Origin of the sequence: Glycomyces niveus (genome assembly GCF_017592475.1) — a bacterium.
Taxonomy (GTDB): Bacteria; Actinomycetota; Actinomycetes; order Mycobacteriales; family Micromonosporaceae; genus Glycomyces; species Glycomyces niveus.
This window is the reverse complement of sequence record NZ_JAGFNP010000005.1, coordinates 161,449-178,050: the sequence shown is the minus strand read 5'-3', so window position 1 is coordinate 178,050 and position 16,602 is coordinate 161,449. Positions and strand designations below refer to the sequence as shown.

At 69.2% G+C, this 16,602-nt stretch carries 21 protein-coding genes; 3 read left to right on the top strand and 18 right to left on the bottom strand.

Features of this window, described 5'->3' with window-relative positions:
* Positions 1-88: 88 nt before the first annotated feature.
* Both J5V16_RS11425 and J5V16_RS11420 read right to left on the bottom strand, forming a co-directional pair.
* The gene (locus J5V16_RS11425) at positions 89-586 is read right to left on the bottom strand and encodes a hypothetical protein (RefSeq protein WP_208496340.1); all 498 of its coding nucleotides are present in this window, start codon (positions 584-586) and stop codon (positions 89-91) included.
* Positions 587-719: 133 nt separating this feature from the next.
* A complete protein-coding gene (locus J5V16_RS11420; RefSeq protein WP_208496339.1) occupies positions 720-1,682 on the bottom strand; it encodes a zinc-binding dehydrogenase in 963 nt (320 codons plus the stop codon).
* Positions 1,683-1,871: 189 nt separating this feature from the next.
* On the opposite strand from J5V16_RS11420, the gene sodN reads away from it, so the two are divergent.
* Both sodN and J5V16_RS11410 read left to right on the top strand, forming a co-directional pair.
* The gene (sodN, locus tag J5V16_RS11415) at positions 1,872-2,282 is read left to right on the top strand and encodes a superoxide dismutase, Ni (RefSeq protein ID WP_243901056.1); all 411 of its coding nucleotides are present in this window, start codon (positions 1,872-1,874) and stop codon (positions 2,280-2,282) included.
* A gap of 178 nt (positions 2,283-2,460) precedes the next feature.
* Positions 2,461-2,913 (top strand): ATP-binding protein, encoded by a 453-nt coding sequence (locus tag J5V16_RS11410; RefSeq protein WP_208496338.1) that lies wholly within the window; start codon positions 2,461-2,463, stop codon positions 2,911-2,913.
* Between the two features lie 191 nt (positions 2,914-3,104).
* Here J5V16_RS11410 and J5V16_RS11405 read toward each other — a convergent pair whose 3' ends face one another.
* A complete protein-coding gene (locus J5V16_RS11405; RefSeq protein WP_208496337.1) occupies positions 3,105-3,368 on the bottom strand; it encodes a WhiB family transcriptional regulator in 264 nt (87 codons plus the stop codon).
* Positions 3,369-4,173: 805 nt separating this feature from the next.
* Complete coding sequence (locus J5V16_RS11400; protein ID WP_208496336.1) at positions 4,174-5,127, bottom strand: diacylglycerol/lipid kinase family protein; 954 nt, start codon at positions 5,125-5,127, stop codon at positions 4,174-4,176.
* A 32-nt stretch (positions 5,128-5,159) separates the two neighbouring features.
* Between J5V16_RS11400 and J5V16_RS11395 the strand changes: the two genes are divergently transcribed.
* On the top strand, positions 5,160-5,609 hold the full coding sequence (locus J5V16_RS11395) for a hypothetical protein (RefSeq protein WP_208496335.1): 450 nt from the start codon (positions 5,160-5,162) through the stop codon (positions 5,607-5,609).
* Between the two features lie 85 nt (positions 5,610-5,694).
* Here the strand turns inward: J5V16_RS11395 and J5V16_RS11390 are convergent, their stop codons facing one another.
* From J5V16_RS11390 to rpsP, 14 genes are all read right to left on the bottom strand, one after another.
* Complete coding sequence (locus J5V16_RS11390; protein WP_208496334.1) at positions 5,695-6,429, bottom strand: sirohydrochlorin chelatase; 735 nt, start codon at positions 6,427-6,429, stop codon at positions 5,695-5,697.
* On the bottom strand, positions 6,422-7,129 hold the full coding sequence (locus J5V16_RS11385) for a phosphoadenylyl-sulfate reductase (RefSeq protein WP_208496333.1): 708 nt from the start codon (positions 7,127-7,129) through the stop codon (positions 6,422-6,424). Before J5V16_RS11385 ends, J5V16_RS11390 begins: the two co-directional genes overlap by 8 nt.
* Before the next feature lie 25 nt (positions 7,130-7,154).
* Entirely contained in the window at positions 7,155-7,358 is a 204-nt protein-coding gene (locus tag J5V16_RS11380; protein ID WP_208496332.1) for a hypothetical protein, read from the bottom strand.
* Positions 7,355-9,031: a nitrite/sulfite reductase gene (locus tag J5V16_RS11375; protein ID WP_208496331.1), complete on the bottom strand. Its 1,677-nt coding sequence runs from the start codon at positions 9,029-9,031 to the stop codon at positions 7,355-7,357. The genes J5V16_RS11380 and J5V16_RS11375 overlap by 4 nt, the downstream gene beginning before the upstream one ends.
* A 251-nt stretch (positions 9,032-9,282) precedes the next feature.
* Positions 9,283-10,761, bottom strand: a complete 1,479-nt coding sequence (locus J5V16_RS11370) for a sensor histidine kinase (RefSeq protein ID WP_208496330.1) — start codon at positions 10,759-10,761, stop codon at positions 9,283-9,285.
* Between the two features lie 153 nt (positions 10,762-10,914).
* A complete protein-coding gene (locus J5V16_RS11365) occupies positions 10,915-11,217 on the bottom strand; it encodes a DUF2469 domain-containing protein (RefSeq protein WP_091053602.1) in 303 nt (100 codons plus the stop codon).
* 110 nt (positions 11,218-11,327) lie between these two features.
* Positions 11,328-11,978 carry a ribonuclease HII gene (locus tag J5V16_RS11360; RefSeq protein ID WP_208496329.1) on the bottom strand — a complete coding sequence of 217 codons (651 nt, stop codon included), beginning with the start codon at positions 11,976-11,978 and terminating at the stop codon, positions 11,328-11,330.
* Positions 11,979-11,982: 4 nt separating this feature from the next.
* Positions 11,983-12,678 carry a signal peptidase I gene (lepB, locus tag J5V16_RS11355; RefSeq protein ID WP_307792928.1) on the bottom strand — a complete coding sequence of 232 codons (696 nt, stop codon included), beginning with the start codon at positions 12,676-12,678 and terminating at the stop codon, positions 11,983-11,985.
* Positions 12,675-13,901 (bottom strand): signal peptidase I, encoded by a 1,227-nt coding sequence (gene lepB / locus J5V16_RS11350; RefSeq protein WP_208496328.1) that lies wholly within the window; start codon positions 13,899-13,901, stop codon positions 12,675-12,677. Before lepB (J5V16_RS11350) ends, lepB (J5V16_RS11355) begins: the two co-directional genes overlap by 4 nt.
* A 147-nt stretch (positions 13,902-14,048) precedes the next feature.
* Entirely contained in the window at positions 14,049-14,396 is a 348-nt protein-coding gene (rplS, locus tag J5V16_RS11345) for a 50S ribosomal protein L19 (protein WP_208496327.1), read from the bottom strand.
* An 85-nt stretch (positions 14,397-14,481) separates the two neighbouring features.
* Entirely contained in the window at positions 14,482-15,252 is a 771-nt protein-coding gene (gene trmD / locus J5V16_RS11340; protein WP_208496326.1) for a tRNA (guanosine(37)-N1)-methyltransferase TrmD, read from the bottom strand.
* 16 nt (positions 15,253-15,268) lie between these two features.
* Positions 15,269-15,772 carry a ribosome maturation factor RimM gene (gene rimM / locus J5V16_RS11335; protein WP_208496325.1) on the bottom strand — a complete coding sequence of 168 codons (504 nt, stop codon included), beginning with the start codon at positions 15,770-15,772 and terminating at the stop codon, positions 15,269-15,271.
* 62 nt (positions 15,773-15,834) lie between these two features.
* Entirely contained in the window at positions 15,835-16,068 is a 234-nt protein-coding gene (locus J5V16_RS11330) for an RNA-binding protein (RefSeq protein ID WP_344473217.1), read from the bottom strand.
* Entirely contained in the window at positions 16,068-16,553 is a 486-nt protein-coding gene (gene rpsP, locus J5V16_RS11325; protein ID WP_208496324.1) for a 30S ribosomal protein S16, read from the bottom strand. The genes J5V16_RS11330 and rpsP overlap by 1 nt, the downstream gene beginning before the upstream one ends.
* Between the last annotated feature and the right edge of the window lie 49 nt (positions 16,554-16,602).

Genomic DNA, 16,602 nt, shown 5'->3' with positions numbered 1-16,602 from the left:
CGCTTCCCTCCCCTGTGCCTGGAGCCGTGCCCTTGCTGACTGCGCCGTGCCGGCGGCGCCGCTTGATCGCGCCTCGTTGCGGCGCTGCTCAGAAGATGCCGTCACTGACGAGGCAGGAGGCGGGCGTATAGCCGACCGTGTCGCCGTGTCGGACGTGGATCCACTCGGTCTCCCATTCCAGGCCGTTGCATCCCAGCGACTTCTCTCCCGTCGTGGACATGCACGAGCCTTCGAGCTCGGTGCCGTTGAGGACGCGCGCGAGGCGGCGCGAACTCCAGTCGGTCTCGGTGAAGATCGAGACGCCGAAGGTGGCGTCCACCGTGTAGTTGCAGAGGAAGAGCTGCTCGTCCGTCCAGCCCTCCGAGAGGATCGCCCGCTGCGCGGCGATCGGATGCGCCTCGGTCCCGGAGGCCTCCTCCATGCCCCCGATCTCGGACGCGGCGCTCTCCCCGTGCCTGGCCAGGGCGATGGCGACGACCATGATGGCGGCCGCGATCGCGACTCTGACCAGGAGCTTCTTCGTGACGACCCACGCGCTCCCGGCGGCGGATTTGAAACCGCCCTTGACCCGACCCATTACTGACATGGCCGCTCTCCCCCTTGTGCAACCCCGAACCTGTTCGACGGTGACATTCATTACAGGGTGAACGCAGGCGGGCCCGCCCGTAGGGCGAACCCGCCAGAAACCGACTCCAGTGTCGTACTTACGACGCTGGGCTTCACTCCACGGTGACGACGACCTTCCCGAAGGCCTCGCCGGAGTGCAGGCGCCGAAGTGCGGCTTCGGCGTCGGCGAGCGTATAGGTGGAGTCGATGACGGGCTTGAGCTCCCGTTCGGCGCAGAACCGGATGACTTCGAGCAGTTCGTCGCGGGTGCCCATGGTCGAGCCCAGGATCTCGAGCTGCTTGAAGAAGACGTGCCGCATGTCGACCTCGGCGACCGGGCCGGCGGTGACGCCGCAGCTGACGAGGCGCCCGCCGGGCTTGAGGGACTTGATCGAGTGCTCCATGACCGGCGCGCCGACGGAGTCGATGACGATGTCCACGCGCTCGGGCAGGCGGCCGCCGGCCTCGACGGGCTCGGCACCGATCGCGGCGGCCTTCTCACGCCGCTCAGGGTCGCGGCCGGTGGCGTAGACGCGCGCGCCGAGGGCCTTCGCGAGCACGATCGCGGCCGTGGCGACGCCGCCGCCGGTCCCCTGCACGAGCACGGCGCCCTCGGCGGGGAGGCGGCCGCGCGTGGTGAGCATCCGCCAGGCGGTGAGGAACGCGGTCGGCAGGCAGGCGGCCTCGGCGGCGGTCCACCCTTGTGGAGCGGGCACGAGGTTCCGCGCGGGCACGGCGACGGACTCGGCGAGCGTGCCCGGGTAGTGCTCGGAGAGCAGGGTCCGCTTGGGGTCCAAGGTCTCGTCGTCGAGCGAGGCGTCGCCGATGACGGGGTAGACCACGACGTGGTGCCCGGACGCGGTGCGCCCCACGGCGTCCGTGCCGAGGATCATCGGGCACTGGTCGGCACGAAGTCCGACGCCCGCGAGCGACCACAGGTCGTGGTGGTTGAGCGAGGCCGCGGCGACGGGCACCCGCGTCCAGTCCTCGGGAACGTCCGGGGGCTCGATCTCACCCACCGAGAGGGCGGCGAAAGGGTCCTCGGGGTTCACGGCACTGGCGTAGGCGGCGAGCATCTGGCATGACCTCCATGTTTGCGGCGCTTGCGGTGCCGGGCTGGTGGCGGCGGCGTTTGCACTGTCCAGCATGGTGTTCCGTGAGGGACGGTGCTGCGTCTCTAACTCTAGGGGCCGGGCCGAAATCGCCCTTCGGAGAGGTAGGGTCGGCGGTGGAATCACACCCACTGGAAAGAAGCTGGAGGGGCAATGTTCAAGCCTCTGTTCAAGCGGCTCATGCCGCAGATCTCGGCTTCGGCTCACTGCGACCTGCCGTGCGGGGTCTACGACCCGGCGCAGGCCCGCATTGAAGCGGAGTCCGTGAAGGCCATCTGCGAGAAGTACCAGGCCAACGAGGACCCGGAGTTCCGCACGCGCGCCCTCATCATCAAGGAGCAGCGTTCGAACCTGGTCAAGGAGCACCTGTGGGTGCTGTGGACCGACTACTTCAAGCCGCCGCACTTCGAGAAGTACCCGCAGCTGCACACCCTCGTGAACGAGGCGACGAAGCTGGCCGGCGCCTCGGGCGCCAAGGGCTCCGCCGACCCGAAGGTCGCCGAGGAGCTGCTGGCGAAGATCGACGAGATCGCCAAGATCTTCTGGGAGACCAAGCAGGCCTAGGCCCGCGAAGCCCCGCAGAGAGCGCCCGTCACCGCCGCAGGCGGCGGCGGGCGCTTCGCCGTACCGGGCCCCTCGCGGGGGATTTCAGGCGGGGTGTGCGGCGCCGGGGAGCCGACCCGATTATCCTTTGGGGCGAGAGGGCGGAAGTCCTTCGGCCCCTCAGTCACAGGAAGCGGCGATGCCGGTGAGCGATGAGCGCGAGGACGTGCTGCTGCTCGACGTGCCCTCGACGGGCGACTACCTGTCGGTCCTGCCGACCGCGACCGCGGCGGTGGCGACCCGCCTCGGGTTCTCGCTAGACGAGATCGAGGACCTGCGGGCGGCGGTCAACGCCGCCGTCACGCTCCTGATCCCCGCCGAGCACGGACGCCCGCGCCCGTTCCGCCGCAAGCCGAACGACCAGCCCCTCCACTGCCGCCTCGCGGTGGGCGAGGAAACCCTCCAGATCGCCCTCAGCCGCCCCAAAGGCGACCCTCTGCCCGACTCCGGGTCCTACCAGTGGCAGGTCCTCAGAGCGCTCACCGACGAGGTCGAAGCCCACGTCGAGGGCGCCACCACCACCATCACCATCTCCCAGCGCCGCCCGCCCACCGAAGCCGACGCCGACACCCAGCGCCACCAGATCTTCTGACCCCTCAGCCGGCCGAGCGCGAAGGAGTGTCGTACCCTCCGATAGCTTGGTTTGAAAGGGGGCCTCGCGAATCGCGAGGCGCGCTCATGTCCGGGACAAGCCTGAAGGCCCGGCGTGGTCGCCGGGCCTTCCAAGCTTCTGTTGTCGCAAATATCGAGGGATGGACTAAATCAAGGGATTGCGCGGTGCTGCTAGCCGACGACCTGGGTCGCCAGGGTGCGCAGCGCACCCGAGCGGCGCTTCAGCTCGCGGCGCTCGATCTCGCTCATGCCACCCCACACGCCCGCGTCCTGACCGGTCTCGAGCGCCCACCGCAGGCACTCTTCGGTCACGGGGCAGCGCCGGCAGACGTTCTTCGCCTGCTCGATCTGCGTCAGTGCCGGTCCGGTGTCCCCAATCGGGAAGAACAGCTCGGGGTCCTCGTCACGGCAGATGGCCTCGTGGCGCCAATCCATCAAAACATCTCCTTGCTAAGCATCAAGCATTTTGCTTTCACGGTGTTATGAACAGCTCTTGCGGTTCGGGCGTCTCGCGGGCCGCATCGGGCCGCGGCGGCGTTCAGTCCGCGCATCGCGTGGGTGCCGCGCCGCGTCCGTCACGGAGAACTGCTGTGACGGTCGCACCTTCACGGGCGGCATTGGCGAACGCTCGGCACGGATCGCGTTTCCCGACAAAGGGAATCGTTGTCACCGCGCGCCAGGAGCGCTCTCGCATCAGCGTCATTGCTGAACGCCAGGGCATCGGGGAGCACACCCGCACTACGGCGTCGGTCGCCCAAGTGGCGACTGAATGGGTCCGCACCTCTGACCCGACCTACCTTGTGAATGCTTTCACAAGCTCGGGATTTGTCAAGGGTTCGACTCCGGAAATCAGCTCGAAGTGAGTGAACTCACCGCGCTGTACCTCGAAGAAGACTCATGGAACACGTCCACCTTACCGCCGGAATCCCTACCGCGGATCCTCGTGGCGGCCTCCGCCACACTCGCCCGGAACCGAAAAGGTCGGGGTCGGTGACAGCGAGTCGAACCGGTTTGACACACTGGTACTCAACGTTGGCTTGCTCACCACTCGCCAGGGCTATACAAATTCATGGCCGCAAGCTTCGCCAAGGCGTGGGTACCCACCGAATGCCCGGTCTATACGCACCGAAAATACGATATTCGGTTGTAAGTCTCGTGCCGTCCCGGTAGGGATGGCGAAATCAACCTTGCCTGCTCACGGGCGACTTGTCAACACCCACCTTGAGGTTTTCCCAAGTTGTTAGCAGGCCACCCGCAGCGCCTCCGGAACCGAGCTCAGTTCGACATCGGTCCGCTCTCCGAGGTAGTCCCCATCGAGCTGGAAGGCCTGCGGCAGCGCAGCGCGCAGTCTGATCCTGGAGAGATCGTGGTGCGTCACCGCGTGTTTGCCGTCGGGCCCGTCCCGACCGACCAGCAGTGAAGCGGCGGTCTTCGCGGCGTCCGACAGGCCAAGTTTACGCAGAACCAGGACATCAAGTCCAGCATTAAAGGATGCCCGCGCGTTGAGATTCACCGGAAGGGTGCCGAGGTACGTCCACGGTGCGCAGTTCTGCACTACGACCATGCCTTCCGAAAGGTCCTCTTCACCGTTGGAAAGCGTCACCTCGATCGTGTCGCCTTCCACACCATGCTCATTCAGCTCCGCCATGACCGCGCGGGCGTAGTGCGCGCCGAGGTTCCGCTTCTTCCGGTACGACTCGACCTTCTTGATGATCGACGCGTCCCAGCCCAAACCCGCGCAGAACGTGAAGAGCCGGTCGACGTCGTCGCCGGTCGCCCGCCCCAGGCTCACCGTGCGCACCCGCGACTCCTCGATGGCGGACACGATCGCCAGCGACGCCCGGCGGCGGTCCCAGGGCAGCCCGAGTGCCCGCGCGAACACGTTCGTGGAGCCGGCCGGGATCGGCGCGAACACCGGGGCCTCCTCGGCCGGGCGGCCCCCGCCGACCAGGCCGTTGACGACCTCGTTCACGGTGCCGTCGCCGCCGAGGCTGAGGACCACGTCGTAACCCTTGTCCGCCCCCCGCTTCGCCAGTATCTCGGCGTGATCCCTCCGGCGGGTCACCTCGACGTCGAGATCCAGCACGTCGTCGAGCTTCTTCCTCACCCAGCGCGTGCGTCGGCGCGAGCCGGTGGAGGCCTTCGGGTTCACGATGAGCAGACCACGCTGTGGCGCTGCTTTCAGGTCGCGCATAGGCGCAGCGTAGCCCGGGATACGGTTGGCGTGTGAACGAAACCGATGCCGACATGGGCGCGGTCACCGAATCCTCCGGTTCCGGTGACCGTCCTTGGACCTTGACCGCCGCGTCGATCCTGTTCTGGCTCCTCGCAACGGGACTCGCCGCCACCGGGGTGTGGGGGCTGGCACAGATCGTGACAGGCCAGGTGGAGACGGTCAGCGGCGCCGTCGGCGTCGCCCTGATCGCGTTCCTCGGAGCGCTCTATTACTGGTTCATCGGGCGCCGGCTCCTGCGGATGCAGGACATCGTCGCCCAGGCGGTATTCCAAGGGCTCCTTTGGCTCCCGGTCGGCTACTACCTCCGCGAGGCGGCCCACCCGCTCATCGGCATCGGCTTCTGGGCTCTGGCGGCGGCGATCGTCGGCCTCGTCCTCAGCGGTCCCTCTCGGCGCGCGGTCGGGTTCGGCGAGCGCCGGCCCTTCGCCGGAGGCGAATGAGCCAGCTCAGCGGAGGGTCCGAGTAGCAAGGCTTGAACGCGTGACCTCCTGGACCACAACCAGGTGGTCTGCCGGCTGAGCCGGGTCACGCCGCTGCGGCGTGCTTCGAGATCAGGTCGATGAGTTCCGGTGCGGTGCCGAGCGGTTCGCCGACGTGGACGGCGCCGGCGTCGCGGGCGGACTCGATCGCCTTGTCGCACAAGAGACCCGGAGCGATGAAGTAGCAGACCGCGGCGATGCGCTGCGCCCCTTCGGTCTTGAGCGCTGCGACGGTCTCCCCCGCCGTCGGTCCCGGGCCGGAGGCGAAGCCAGGTCCGGCCGGGACGCCGAGCAGGCGTCCGGCTTCGGCGGCGACCGCCGCGACATGGGCGCGGCCCTCGTCGACGCGGGTGCCCGCCGCGCACACCACCAGGCCGTCGATGCCTTCCGGCAGACCGCGGACCAGCGCGGGGGCGAGCGACAGGTCCCCCACCGGGCGGCCGACGCTCACCGTGAGCCCCGGACGCTCCTCCTGCGCGCGCCGCGCGACCTCGGGAAGGTCGGTGCGGGAGTGGTAGGCGTCGGTCAGCAGCAGCGGCAAGGCGACCGCCGCGGTGAAGCCCTGGTCGGCGAGGCCGGTCAGGACGTCGACCGGGCGCGGGTCGTTGAACTCCAGGAAGCCGACGTGAGCGCCTGCGGCCGCGGCGATCTCGCGGACCGCCTGCGGTGAGCGCTCGTCGGGGCTGCCGTGGGCGACGAGGACGACCGGGCGTTCGGAGGGCGAGACGCCGGAACCCGACGCGGCGGCCGCGTCGGGTTCCGATCCGTGCAGGTCAGACATGCAGTCCGCACTCGGTCTTGTCGAACGCGGCCCAGCGGCCGGCGCGCGGGTCCTCGCCCGGCGCGGTGCGCCGGGTGCAGGGCCAGCAGCCGATCGAGCGGAAGCCGTCCTTGAGCAGCGGGTTGACCGGGATGTTGTGGCGCTCGATGTACGCCTCCTGGTCGGCCTCGGTCCACTTAGCGATCGGGGAGACCTTGACCTTGCGGCGGCTGATGTCGAAGTCGACGACGCGCGTGTTGGCGCGGCTCGGGCCTTCGTCCCGGCGCAGGCCGGTGGCCCAGCCGTCGTAGTCGGCGAGGGCCGCGTTGAGCGGCAGGACCTTGCGGAGGGCGCAGCATTCGTCAGGGGAGCGCGCGAACAGGCGCGGCCCGAACTCGGCGTCCTGGGCCAGCACCGACTGGTCGGGCTGGATGGAGCGGACGTTGACGTTCATCGTGGCGGCCACGAAGTCGCGGACTTCGAGGGTCTCGGGGAAGTGCAGACCGGTGTCGAGGAAGACGACGTCGATGCCGGGGGCGACCTCGCTGGCGAGGTGGACCACGGCGGCGTCGGCCATCGAGGAGGTCACACAGAAGCGCTCGCCGAACTCGCCGACCGCCCACTCGAGGATCTGGTGGGCCGTGGCGTCTTCGAGGCGCTTCCCCGCGTCCATCGCGAGGTCACGGAGTTCGAAAGGGTCTCTCTCTTTCCCTGTGCTCATGCTGCTTCACTCCGATCGGGGTGTATCACTCGGGCGCGGGGCCCGTGGGCGGCGCCGCGTACTTCGCTGCGGCGGCCATCCCGTGGTATTTGACGGCGAAGACGCGGGTGCAGTCCGCGCAATGCCATCCGCCCTTGATCTCGACGTCGCTGTCGAGTTCGGGCTCATACGGCGTGAGGTCTTCTTCGCCGCAGTAGGGGCAGTAGTAGGGAACGACGCGGCCGCTCACTGCAATTCCGATTCCTCGGCGCGGTGGACCCACTGGGCGAAGGTCTCCCCTTCCGACCTGGCGACGAGGTAGCGCCGGGTGAGGCGTTCCACATAGTCGCCGAGGTCGGCCGAGGCGACCTTGAGGCCGCGGGACTTGCGTCCCAGGCTCGCCGCGGCGGCGTGCCCGCCGCCGAGGTGGACCTGGAAGCCCTCGACCTGCTCGCCGTCCTCGTTGGTGACGAGCTGGCCCTTGAGGCCGATGTCGCCGGTCTGGGTGCGGGCGCAGGCGTTGGGGCAGCCGTTGACGTGGATGGAGATCGGCACGTCGAGTTCGGGGACGCGCTTCTCGAGCTCGGCGACGAGGTCGCGGGCGCGGTCCTTGGTGTCGACGATGGCGAGCTTGCAGAACTGGATGCCGGTGCAGGCCATGGTGTTGCGCCGCCACTGGGACGGTTCGGCCTCGAGGCCGATCGAGCGCAGGTCCTCCACGGCGTCGCGGATCTTCTCCTCGGGGATGTCGAGGACGAGGAGCTTCTGCAGCGGGGTGGCGCGGACGCGGTCGGAGCCGTACTTCTCGGCGATGTCCGCGAGCTGGTCGAGGACGGTGCCGGAGACGCGGCCGGCGACCGGGGCGACGCCGATGTAGTAGTTGCCGTCGTTCTGCTTGTGGACGCCGATGTGGTCGAGCAGCTTCTCGGGGACGGGCGGCTGCTCGAGGTCGGGCAGCTTGCGGCCGAGGTAGGCGTCGGACTCGAGGACCTCGCGGAACTTCTCGGGGCCCCAGTCCTTGACGAGGAACTTCAGGCGCGCGCGGGTGCGCAGGCGGCGGTAGCCCCAGTCGCGGAAGATGCGGACGACGTTGACCCACACGTCGACGATGTCGTCCTGGGAGACCCACACGCCCAGGCGGGGCGCGAACATCGGGTTGGTGGACAGGCCGCCGCCGACGTAGAGGTCGAAGCCGGGGCCGTGCTCGGGGTGGTGGGCGCCGATGAGCGAGATGTCGTTGGTCTCGTACGGGCTGTCGGGCAGCCAGCCGATGGTCGACTTGAACTTGCGCGGCAGGTTGGAGAGGCTGCGGTCGCCGATGAAGCGGTCGTAGATCTCCTGGATCTGCGGCGTGGCGTCGATGACCTCTTCGGTGGAGACGCCGGCGACCGGGGAGCCGAGGATGACGCGCGGGCAGTCGCCGCAGGCCTCCTGGGTGTCGAGGCCGACGGCCTCGAGGCGGCGCCAGATCTCGGGGACGTCCTCGACGCGGATCCAGTGGTACTGGACGTTCTCGCGGTCGGTGACGTCGGCGGTGTCGCGCGCGAACTCCTTGGAGATCCCGGCGATGGTGCGCAGCTGCGCCAGGTTGAGCTGGCCGCCGTCCATGCGCACGCGCATCATGAAGAACTTGTCGTCCAGCTCCTCCTCTTCGAGGATGCCGGTCTTGCCGCCGGCGATGCCGGGCTTGCGCTGGGTGTACAGGCCCCACCAGCGGAAGCGCCCGCGCAGGTCGGCGGGGTCGATCGAGTCGAAGCCGCGGTGGGCGTAGACGCCCTCGATGCGCTGCCGCACGTTGAGCGGGTTGTCGTCCTTCTTGGACTGCTCGTTCTTGTTGAGCGGCTCCCGGTGGCCCATGGCCCACTGGCCTTGGCCCTTGGGGCGGGACGGTTTGCGCGTTGGCGTTGGCACAGTTCTCCTCATGCGGACACAGGTGTGGCGTGGTTCGACGGCGGAAAGCCGGAAGGATTTAGCGGCGCATCAGACAGGCGGCGCTGAACACACGGCAAAGATCGACGTGGCGGCGTGCCACCAGTCGAAGCCCATGTGCGCGAGACATGCCTGCAAGCATGCCACATATCTCAGCCGATGACATCTGTCGTCCCGCTGCGTGGACCCTCCCTCGGCGGAGCCTGCGAGCCATAAGCCGGCAGCGTCGCACGCACATTCGCTCGCTATTGCAGTGCGAAGTCGACCACTGCTTCAGTGCCGCCCTCGGCGCGCGGGCGCATGTCGATCGTGCCGCGGAGTTCGCCGGTGACGAGGGTGTGCACGATCTGGAGGCCCAGCCGGGTGGAGTCGGCGATGCGGAACCCTTCGGGGAGGCCCTTGCCGTGGTCGGAGACGGTGACGCGGAGGTGGTCGCTGTCGCGTTCGACGCCGATGACGACCTCGCCGTCCTGGCCGGGCGGGTAGGCGTGCTCGACCGCGTTCTGGATGAGCTCGTTGACGACCATGACCAGCGGGGTGGCGTACTCGCTGGGGAGGACCCCGAACGTGCCCTCGCGACGGAGCGTCACCTTGGACTCGGCGACGGAGACCTCGACGGCCATGGAGGCGACGCGGTCGACGATCTGGTCGAAGCCGACCGACTCGTCGCCCGACTGCGAGAGGGTCTCGTGGACGAGCGCGATCGAGGACACGCGGCGCACGGACTCTTCGAGCGACTGGCGGGCCTGTGGCGAGCCGACGCGGCGGGCCTGGAGGCGCAGGAGCGCGGCCACGGTCTGCAGGTTGTTCTTGACGCGGTGGTGGATCTCGCGGATCGTGGCGTCCTTGGTGACGAGTTCGCGGTCGAGGCGGCGGACCTCGGTGATGTCGCGGACGAGCACCAGGGCGCCGGCGGCCTTGCCGCCCGGGCGCAGCGGAAGGGCGCGCATGAGCACGGTGGCGCCCTTGGACTCGATCTCCTTGCGGCGCGGGGTGCCTCCGGCGAGCGCGTCGGCGATGCGCCGGGCCGCGTCGGCGCCGACGTCGGAGTTCGACGGGAGGCTGCGGGTGAGTTCGGCGAGATCGCGGTCGCGCAGGTGCCCGGTGACGCCCATGCGGCGGTACGCCGAGAGCGCGTTCGGGGAGGCGTAGCGGACGAGGCCGTCGGAGCCGATGCGGACGAGGCCGTCGCCGATGCGCGGCGCGGTGGTCGGCTCGCCGGGCAGCAGCGGCGGCGGGAAGCCGCCGTCGGTGAGCATCTGCACCAGGTAGTCGGCGGTCTTGAGGTAGTTCAGTTCCAGGTGAGAGGGGCTGCGGGTGTCCGAGAGGTTGGTGTCGCGGGCGGCCACGGCGATGACTTCGCGGCGGTCGCGGCGGCGCACCGGGATCGCCTCGTGGCGGGCGGCGACGTCGCCACGCCAGACCGGGTCGCCTTCGCGGAAGATGCGGCCCTCGGTGAACGCGACGTTGAGGTGCTGGGCGTCGTCGCCTTCGAGGATCCGGCCGACCTGGTCCTCCTCATAGGCGGTGGGGCCGGTGGTGGGCCGGACCTGCGCGAGGCAGACGTACCGGCCCGGGTGGTCCTTGACGGCGCCCCAGAGCAGGAAGTCGGCGAAGGAGAGGTCGGCGAGGAGCTGCCATTCGGCCACGAGCCGCTGCAGGTGCGCCGCGGAGTTCGAGGTCAGGTCGGTGTGCGCGGAGATGACGTCGCGGAGTGTGGACACCCGACCAATACTAGCGGCGGTTCAGGGCCCGCATCCCGTCCTCGATCGGGCACCGGCGCAGGTCACCGCGGCCGGCAACGGCGCGCAAGCGTTCGCATGGGCGGGGCGGCGAAAAGCCCCGCCGCGGAGGACGGGGCGCGCTGCTGGTGACGGCTAGGGCAGGGTCATGTCGGGCTTGTCCAGCTCTTCAACGTTGACGTCCTTGAAGGTCAGGACCCGCACGTGCTTGACGAAGCGGGCCGGCCGGTACATGTCCCAGACCCACGCGTCGCTCATCTCGACCTCGAAGTAGGTCTCGGCCTCCGCCCCCCGCACATGGACTTCGACAGCGTTGGCCAGGTAGAACCGCCGCTCGGTCTCGACCACGTAGGTGAACTGCCGCACGATGTCCCGGTACTCCCGGTACAGCTGCAGCTCCATGTCGGTCTCGTACTTCTCGAGGTCCTCGGCGCTCAACGCTCCTCCTTCTCAACGACGGTTCCCACGATAGTGCGCGGGTGCCCCGGCCCGCTCGCGGCTTGCCTGTGCTGTCCGGGTTTCACCCCGGGAGGGGCCGCCAAACCCGCTCAAACCCGGGCGGCGGCGGTGCGTGCGGCGACGTTCGCGTAGGTCTTGCGATGTATCTCGCACGGACCGAACCGCTCCAGAGCGGCCTCGTGAGCCGCCGTGGAGTATCCCTTGTGGACGGCGAAGCCGTATTCGGGGTGGTCGCGGTCCAGTTCGGTCATGATCCGGTCCCGCGTCACCTTGGCGACCACGCCCGCCGCGGCCACGCACGCCGCGGTGCGGTCCCCCTTGACGACGCCGAGACTGCCGGGCAGGCCCGGCACCGCGAAGCCGTCCGTGAGCACGTACCCGGGCCGCTCGGGCAGGCGCGCGACCGCGACCCGCATCCCCTCGAGGTTGCACACGGCGATGCCGCGCCGGTCGATCTCCTCGGGTCCGTACGCGACCACGCTGATCGCGGCCTCCGAGCGCCGCAGCAGCTCGAAGACGCGCTCGCGGGCGGCCTCGGTGAGCAGCTTCGAATCGTTCAGCTCGTCATAACGGGCGTTCGGCGGCAGCCGCACCGCCGCCACGACCAGCGGCCCCGCGCAGGCGCCGCGCCCGGCCTCGTCCGCCCCGGCGACGGGGCCGAGGCCGCGCCGGTGGAGCGCTGCCTCCAGCGCGTACAGGTCGCTGTCACGCCTGATGCGGGAGGGGACGGGACGGAGCATGGTCTCAGGACGGCGCGGGGACGTCGTCGAAGGTCTCGGGGATCTTGAACCAGGTGAAGTCGTCGACCGGCCAGAACAGCACGAAGGCCTTGCCGATGACCGCGTCCACCGGGATCGTCGAGGACTCGACGTCGCCGCCGGTGCGGACGTACCGCTCCCGCGAGTCGCCCGAGGCCGAGCGGTGGTCGCCCATGACCCACAGGCGGCCCTCCGGCACGACCACGTCGAACGGGTCCTGCGAAGAGCGGTCCTGCTCCCCCGTCATCGGGTTGGTGTACAGATAGGACTCCTCGTCGAGCGGTTCGCCGTTGACGGTGATGTCGCCTTCCTCGTCGGCGACGATGTGGTCGCCGCCCACGGCGATCACCCGCTTGATGAACTCGTCCTCCTCCATGACCGAGCGCCAGGACTCGGGGGCGGTGAAGACGATGATCTCACCGCGCTCGGGCTCGGAGAAGTCGTAGACGAGCTTGTTGACGAGCACCCTGTCGTTGACCAGGAGGGTGTTCTCCATGGAGCCGGAGGGGATGTAGTAGGTCTGGACGACCCAGGTCCGCACCACGATCGCCACGAGGATGGCGACGCCGAGCAGGATCGGCAGTTCCTTCCAGAACGACCCCTTCTTCTTCGGCTGCTGTTCTTTGGAGGTCTCCTCGACGCTCTCGCCTTCAGCGCCGGGCGCTTGCCCTTCATCGATCACGGTCCGAGTCTACGCGCTCGCGCTCTGGGCTCAGGGGTCGCCGCCCTCGGCGACGCGTGCGAACCGGGCAGGTGCATTGTCGTGCCCGGCAAGGAAGGCGGCTGCTGCCAGGCGGTGTTCCAGGCGGCGGGGACGCCGTCGCCGACCCCTCCGGAGGCGGCCTGTTCGCCCGTTTCGGCGCTGGTCCCGGTGGTGCCGTCGAGGGCGTCGAACGCGTCGGGGATCTCGAGCTCCCGGGCGCGGTCGGTGGGCCAGACGAGGGCGATGGCGCGGCCGATGATGTTCTCCACCGGCACCGTCCCCGAGCACCGCGAGTCCGAGGAGTCGCCGCGGTGGTCGCCCATGACCCACACCTCGCCTTCGGGCACCGTGAGCTCCTCGAAGCGCCGGGCGCCGCACACGCCGGGCTCGATCTCGAGCGGCGAGTTCTCGTACACGTACGCCTCTTCGTGGAGTGAGACGCCGTTGACGACGACGTTGCCGTCCGCGTCGCAGCAGGAGACGGTGTCGCCGCCGACGGCGATCACCCGTTTGATGAAGTCCTTCTCGTCGGGCTTGGCGAGGCCGATGAGGTCGAGGACGCCGGTGGTGAAGGTCGAGAACGCGCCCTCGTCGGCCGCCGCGGGCCGGTACTCGGGGTCCCAGGAGTCGGTGCCGCGGAACACGATGACCTCGCCGCGCTGCGGGGTGCGCAGCGTGTTGGTGAGCTTGAGGACGAGGACCTTGTCGCCCTCCTGCAGGGTCTGCTCCATCGACCCGGACGGGATGTAGAAGGGCTGCACGGCGAAGGTGCGCAGCAGCACGGCGGCGGAGAAGGCGATGACGAGCAGCAGCGGCAGCTCGACCCACAGCGACAGGTACTGGCGCTTGTGCGGCTGCGAGAGGCGGCTCTCGGCGCTCTTGGCGGTCGTGCGCTTGTCGGCGTCGGGAACCACCCGGTCGTGGGAGGCGGAGGCCGCGGCTTTCGCCCGCTCGCGCTCGGCGGCCACGCGGTCGTGGGCGCCCGAGGCGGTCTCGGGACGACGGAAGGTGCGGGTCGCGTCGGGGTCGCGGAGGCGGTGGGTCGCGTCAGTGCCGCCGATCCCGGTGCCGGCGACGGGGCCGTCGGGGGGTGTGCCGGGGCGGCGCGACGGGGGCGGGGCGTCCGGGCCGCCGGGGCCCGGGAGTCGGTCCCAGTTGACGCGGCGGGGGCCCTTCGCCCCGCCGGGGGTGCCAGGACTCATGTGCCGAGGGTATCCGACTTCGCTCATGCCCGGTTGCCAAGCTTCGCCGACTCTGCTCATGCTCGGCTCGCAAGCCTCGCCGAGCGCGGCGGGCAGCGAAAAACCCCGGGCGATGTGCCCGGGGTTCTCCGAAGTACCTTGCGCGGCTTAGAGCTCGCGCTTCTCCTTGATCTTGGCGGCCTTGCCCTTGCGGTCGCGCAGGTAGTACAGCTTGGCGCGGCGGACCTTGCCTCGCATGGCGATCTCGATGGAGTCGACCATGGGGCCGTGCACCGGGAAGGTGCGCTCGACGCCGATGCCGTAGCTCAGCTTGCGGACCGTGAAGGTCTCGCCGAGGCCGGCACCGTGGCGGCGGATGACGACGCCCTGGAACACCTGGACACGGGACCGGGAGCCTTCCTGGACTCGGACGTTCACCTTGACGGTGTCGCCGGGACGGAAGTCCGGCACGTCGGCGCGCATGGAGGCGGCGTTCAGCTCATCCAGAATGTTCATTGGTTTCGGTCCTCTGTTTGGTAATGCTCAGAAGTTCGACCGGGAGAGGTACCGCTTGAACGAACGGCACGTCACGGGAACTCATCTACTCTGCCACACCCTGTCCGGGCAGGCGGAACCCGGCCCCTTCGAGGAGGAGCCGGTCACGTTTGTCGAGGCTACCCGGCTCCAGCCGCTCCAGCAAATCCGGGCGGGCCTTCGCGGTGCGAAGGAGCGCCTGCTCACGCCTCCACCGGTCGACCTTGCCGTGGTCGCCCGAGAGGAGGACCGGCGGGATCTCGTGCCCGCGCCATTCGGCCGGGCGGGTATAGGCGGGGGCCTCGAGGACCCCGGCGTTGTGCGACTCGTCGTCGAGGGACGCGGCGTTGCCGAGCACGCCCGGCACGAGCCGGGTGACGGCCTCGATGATCGCGAGCACCGCGACCTCGCCGCCGAAGAGCACGTAGTCGCCGATGGAGACCTCGGTGACCTCCATCCGCTCGGCCGCGTAGTCGACCACGCGCTGGTCGATGCCCTCGTAGCGGCCGCACGCGAACATGAGCCAGGGCTCGGCGGCGAGCTCGTGCGCCATCGCCTGCGTGAAGGGCCGCCCGGCGGGGCTCGTCACGAGCAGGCGCGGCTTCTCGTCACCGGGGATGAGCTCGTCGAAGCACTCGCCCCACGGCTGCGGCTTCATGACCATCCCGGCCCCGCCGCCCGCGGGGGCGCCGTCGACCGAGTGGTGCACGTCGTGGGTCCAGCGGCGCAGGTCGTGGACGTTGAGGTCGAGCATCCCGCGCTCGCGGGCGCGGCCGATGAGCGAGAGGTCCAGCGGCTGCAGGTACTCGGGGAAGACCGTGACGACATCGATTTTCATAGCAACTCCGAACGCGTCACAGCTCCAGCAGGCCCGGCGGCAGGTCGACCTTGATGACGCCGGCCTCGGCGTCCACCTCCTCGACCATGTCGGCGACGAAGGGGATGAGCGCGGGGGTCTGGCCCTTGCGCTTGACGACCAGGGTCTCGTAGGCGGCGCCGTGGTCGATGCGGCTGACGGTGCCGACCTCGCCGGCCTCCTTGTCGACCACGGTGAGGCCGATGAGGAGGGCGTCGTGGAATTCGTCGTCCTCCGGCTCCAGCTCCTCGTCGGCGATGTCGACGCTGAGGAGGATCCCGCGCAGCGTCTCGGACTTGTTCCGGTCCGTGACGCCCTCGAAGCCGATCATCGGGCGGCCCTGGTGCCAGCGCACGGTGACGGCCTTCATCGGGCCGTTCTTGGTGCTGTACTCGGCGCCGGGCCGGAACCGGCTCTCGGGATCGTCGGTGCGGACCTCGACGACGACCTCGCCGCGCAGCCCGTGCGGGCGCACGATCCGGCCGACCACCACTTGTGACAAGAGAAACCCCTTTTAAACACCCGAACGGCCCCGAGGGAACCCCCGGGGCCGTTCGGAAAGACTCAGTAGGAATCGACGACCTCGACACGAATGCCCTTGCCGCCGATCGAGCCGATGACCTGGCGCAGCGCGTTCACGGTGCGACCCCCGCGGCCGATGACGGTCCCGAGGTCTTCGGGATTGACCCGGACCTCGAGCCGCTTGCCGCGGCGGGAGTCGACCAGCCGGACACGGACGTCGTCAGGATTGTCGACGATGCCTTTGACAAGGTGTTCAAGCGCCGGTCGCAGCACGATTACTCCCCTTTGGTCTCAGAGGCCTCGTCGGCAGCGGCCTCGACCTCTTCAGTCTTAGCCGATTCGTCGGCCTTCGCGGCGGACTTCTTCGACTTCGGCGCGGCCTTGGCGGCCTCCTCCGAGACGTAGGCCTTCGAGGGGTCGATGCCCGACTCCTTGAGGGCGGCCACGTAGAGGGCCTCCTTCTCGGCCTTCGGCTCGGCGGTCTTCAGCGGAGCCGGGGCGGGCAGGCCCTTGAACTGCTGCCAGTCGCCGGTCTTGCGGAGGATGGCCTTGACGGTGTCGGACGGCTGGGCACCCACCGAGAGCCAGTGCTGGATGCGGTCGGACTTGACCTCGATCCGGGACGGGTTCTCCTTCGGGTGGTAGATCCCGACGTTCTCGATCACCTTGCCGTCGCGCTTGACGCGCGAGTCGGCGATGACGATGCGGTACTGGGGAGTACGGATCTTCCCCATTCGCGTGAGGCGAATCTTAACTGCCACGTTTTGTTACTCCTGTAGTAAGGATCACGTTAGCGCGCGCGTCGTCCAG